The sequence below is a fragment of the Nocardiopsis lucentensis DSM 44048 genome (genome assembly GCF_000341125.1).
In the GTDB taxonomy this organism is placed as follows: Bacteria; Actinomycetota; Actinomycetes; order Streptosporangiales; family Streptosporangiaceae; genus Nocardiopsis; species Nocardiopsis lucentensis.
Map to the genome: position 1 here is coordinate 1 of NZ_ANBC01000160.1, position 3,638 is coordinate 3,638.

A 3,638-nucleotide genomic window follows, 5' to 3' on the forward strand; every position below is an offset into this window, starting at 1 on the left:
GGGACCGCAGACAGGTCCGGGTCCGCGCTGACGATCCGCATGACCATGGTGGGCATGCTGCCCTCGCCGAAGGGCCCGGTGCCGGTCGCGGCGAAGGCCAGGACCGCCCCGTAGGCGAACAGGTCGCTGGCGGGGGTCAGGGTCTGGCCCTCCACCTGTTCGGGGCTCATGAAGCCGGGGGTGCCGATCACCGACTGGGTGGCGGCCGTGCCGTCGGTGGCGCGGGCGATACCGAAGTCGATGACCCGGGGCCCGTCCTGGGCCAGCAGTACGTTCCCGGGCTTGAGGTCGCGGTGGATGAGGCCGACCCGGTGAATCTCGCCGAGCGCCTCGGCCAGGCCGGCGGCGAGGACGCGGACGCTGGCCTCGGGCAGGGGTCCGTGGTCGCGGACCGCCTCGTCCAGGGGCAGGGAGGGGACGTAGGAGGTGACCAGCCAGGGCACCTCGTCGTCGGGTCCCGCGTCGATGACGGGGGCGGTGAAGGCACCGCTGACCTGACGCGCGGCGGTGACCTCGCGGGCGAAGCGCTGACGGAAGGAGGCGTCCGCGGCCATGTGCGGGTGGATGCGCTTGACGGCGACGGCCCGGCCGCCGGCGGAGCGGCCGAGGTAGACCTGGCCCATGCCCCCGGCGCCCAGACGGCTGACCAGCCGGTACCGCCCGACGCGCTCCGGGTCGTTGTTGTCCAAGGCGCCCAACGTCCTCATCCTCCGACTCTGCCGCTCGCGGAGGCCCCAGTCTAGGGCCGGGGCGGGCGGACCGAGGACAGATCCGCCCCCGGGTCGGGAACCGGACACGGGCACCGGTTTCGGTCCGTGCTGGGGCGGTAACGACCCAGACGGCGGTGGAGTTCCCCCACGTCCGTGTTCGGCCATTCTCCGGGAGCGGCTGAGAGACGCGGCTTCGCACCCCTAGTGTCGTGTACGTCACGAGAGGACCACAGCCATGCGGATGATCGACTCACTCCGTTTCGACGCCCGACTGCGCTCCGCCACCGCCCTGTCATGGGTGGCGGCTCAGTCGGGTGACCACGCCACTCGTCTCCTGCACTGGCCCTGGCGGGAGAACCCCTACCCCACCTACGCGCGGTTGCGCGCCGGGGGACCGTTCGCCACCAGCCGCCTGGGTTTTCGCGTCACGCACACGCACGCGACCGTCGGACACGTCCTGGCCGAACGGGCGTTCGGCGTCCGGGCCCCGGAGGGGTTCGTCCCGCGCGAGGAGTTCGACGTGATGGACCTGTCCTTCCTCCAGCGGGACCCGCCCGACCACACCCGGCTGCGGAAGATGGCGCGCCCGGCGTTCGCGCCGCGCCGCGTGGCCGGGTACCGGGCGGAGATCGAGAAGATCGCCGAGGCGCTGCTGGACTCGGCGCTGGAGCGGGGCGACTTCGACCTCATGCGCGACTACGCCCAGCCGCTGCCGATCGCCGTCATCTCCCGGCTCCTGGGGGTCGACGAGGCCGACAACGACGCGTTCGTGCGGATCGGCACGGTCATCGGCACCGCCCTGGACGGAGCGCGGTCGGCGCGCCAGCTCCGCGAGATCCACGAGGCCAACGACGAGCTCGACGCGTTGTTCGCCCGGATGGCGGCCGACCGACGCGCCCGCCCGCGCGCGGACGTGATGTCGGCCCTGGTGGCCGAGCAGGACGGCGACAGGCTGTCCTCCACCGAGCTGGCGGCGATGTGCCGTCTGCTGCTGGTCGCCGGGTTCGAGACCACCGTGAACCTCATCGGCAACGGGGTGACGGCCCTGTTGCGCCACCGGGAGCAGTGGGACCGGCTCGTGGCCGACCCCGACCTGGTCGACGGCGCCGTGGAGGAGATCTTGCGGTTCGACTCGCCGGTACAGGTGACCTCGCGGTGGGCGCAGGAGGACACGGACGTCCTCGGCGAGCCCCTGAGGCGGGGTGAGCAGGTTCTGTGCCTGATCGGCTCGGCCAACCGCGACCCCGCCCGGTTCACCGAACCCGCCCGGTTCGACATCACCCGGGCCGAGGCGGCCGACCACCTCTCCTTCTCCAGCGGAGCCCACTACTGCCTGGGGGCGCCGCTGGCCCGTCTTGAGGGGCAGATCGCCCTGCGCGCGCTCGCCGAGCGGGTCCCGAGGCTGCGGCCCACGGCCCCGCCCACACGACGGCCGACGCTCTCGGTACGCGCGCTGTCCGCCTTCCCCGTCACGACCGGTGCGCGGTAGCCGTGGGCGGGGGCGTGCGGCGCGGGGCCGCCGGGGGGCGGTTCCCGTCACGGGGGAGCGCGATGGCGCTGGCGGTGCTGGCGGGGTGCGCGACGGTGTCCGTGGTGGCCGCGGCGCTGGCCGTGGCACTGCCCGAGGACGGGGGGCCGGAGAGCGGCACCCCGGTCCTGGCCGCCGTGCACGGGGTGGACCTGGGGGTGGCGGTCGCGGTCGAACCGCTGCGCGGGGACGACGAGTACCGGGACGTGGTGACCGGGAACTACACGTCGGTGACCGCGGAGAACACGATGAAGTGGGAGTACGTGCAGCCCGAGCGGGGCAGGTTCGACTGGAGCGGCCCGGACACGGTGATGGACTTCGCCGAGCGGGGCGGCCTCGACGTGCGGGGGCACACGCTTCTGTGGCACAACCAGCTGCCCGCGTGGCTGGAACAGGGCTCGTTCGGCCCGCAGGAGCTGCGCCAGGTCATGCGGGAGCACGTCGGGGAGCTGGTGGGCCGCTATGAGGGGCGGGTCACGGCGTGGGACGTGATCAACGAGCCCTTCACGGACGAGGGAGCGGAGCTGCGGGAGAACCTGTGGTACGGGGTCCTGGGCGAGGACTACATCGCCGAGGCCCTGTGGGTCGCGCACGAGGCCGACCCCGAGGCGCGGCTGTACATCAACGAGTTCGGGATCGAGGGCGGCGGCGCCAAGGCCGACGCCCTGTACGCGTTGGCGGAGGACCTGGTGGACCGGGGTGTGCCCCTGCACGGCATCGGTTTCCAGAGCCACTTCGTCCACGGGCAGGTGCCCGAGGACCTGGCCTCGACCATGCGGCGCTTCACCGACCTGGGGCTGGAGGTGGCCGTCACCGAGCTGGACGTACGTGTGCCCGAGCCGGTCACCGACGCCGAACTGCAGGCGCAGGCCGGGGAGTACCGTCGCGTGGTCGAGTCCTGCCTGGACGTGCCCGGGTGCGTGGGGGTGACCGTGTGGGGGGTCGGTGACGGGCACTCGTGGATCCCGGAGTGGTTCCCGGGGTACACGGCGGCCACCCCGTTCGACGAGGAGTACCGGCCCAAGCCCGCGCTGGAGGGGATCGTCGAGGCGCTGTCGCGACGGCCGACGCCGCCTTCCTCCGGGTGAGGCCTCCGGCGTCCGCCCGGAGGGGAGCCGGGCGGACGCCCGTCGGGGATCAGGTGAGGGGGTGGGCCCGCAGTTCGCGGCGGGCCGACGAGTGGTCGCGGGGACGGTCGAGACTCTCCAGCGCCAGGAGCCGGTCCCCGGCCAGGCAGCGCACGCTGAACGGTTCGGCGCCGGGGACACCGCTCAGCTCGGTCCTGTCGTATCCGGCGGACAGTCCGGCGATCCGCAGCGTGTGACGGTACTGGTCGGACCAGAAGGTGGGCACCCAGCCCCGGGCGGTGTAGTCTCCGGGGTCCCCTCCCGCCAGTCGGG

Annotated in this window: 4 protein-coding genes; 2 read left to right on the forward strand and 2 right to left on the reverse strand. The window is 73.3% G+C overall.

What is annotated here, in order from left to right; translation table 11 throughout:
* Nucleotides 1-707, reverse strand: a 707-nt coding sequence (locus tag D471_RS0105380) for a serine/threonine-protein kinase (protein ID WP_026127436.1), incomplete at its 3' end; no start/stop codon positions are given.
* A 238-nt stretch (nt 708-945) separates the two neighbouring features.
* Between D471_RS0105380 and D471_RS0105385 the strand changes: the two genes are divergently transcribed.
* Together D471_RS0105385 and D471_RS0105390 are read left to right on the forward strand one after the other, a co-directional pair.
* Nucleotides 946-2,199 carry a cytochrome P450 gene (locus tag D471_RS0105385; RefSeq protein WP_017597682.1) on the forward strand — a complete coding sequence of 418 codons (1,254 nt, stop codon included), beginning with the start codon at nt 946-948 and terminating at the stop codon, nt 2,197-2,199.
* A 62-nt stretch (nt 2,200-2,261) separates the two neighbouring features.
* Nucleotides 2,262-3,326, forward strand: a complete 1,065-nt coding sequence (locus D471_RS0105390) for an endo-1,4-beta-xylanase (RefSeq protein ID WP_017597683.1) — start codon at nt 2,262-2,264, stop codon at nt 3,324-3,326.
* Between the two features lie 49 nt (nt 3,327-3,375).
* Here the strand turns inward: D471_RS0105390 and D471_RS0105395 are convergent.
* A partial coding sequence (locus tag D471_RS0105395; RefSeq protein ID WP_026127437.1) for an oxidoreductase C-terminal domain-containing protein occupies nt 3,376-3,638 on the reverse strand: 263 nt, incomplete at its 5' end.

Bases quoted from the DNA above. Each gene is read 5' to 3' on its own strand.
- D471_RS0105390 (WP_017597683.1), top strand. From the start codon at position 2,262: ATGGCGCTGGCGGTGCTGGCGGGGTGCGCGACGGTGTCCGTGGTGGCC.
- D471_RS0105385 (WP_017597682.1), top strand. From the start codon at position 946: ATGCGGATGATCGACTCACTCCGTTTCGACGCCCGACTGCGCTCCGCC.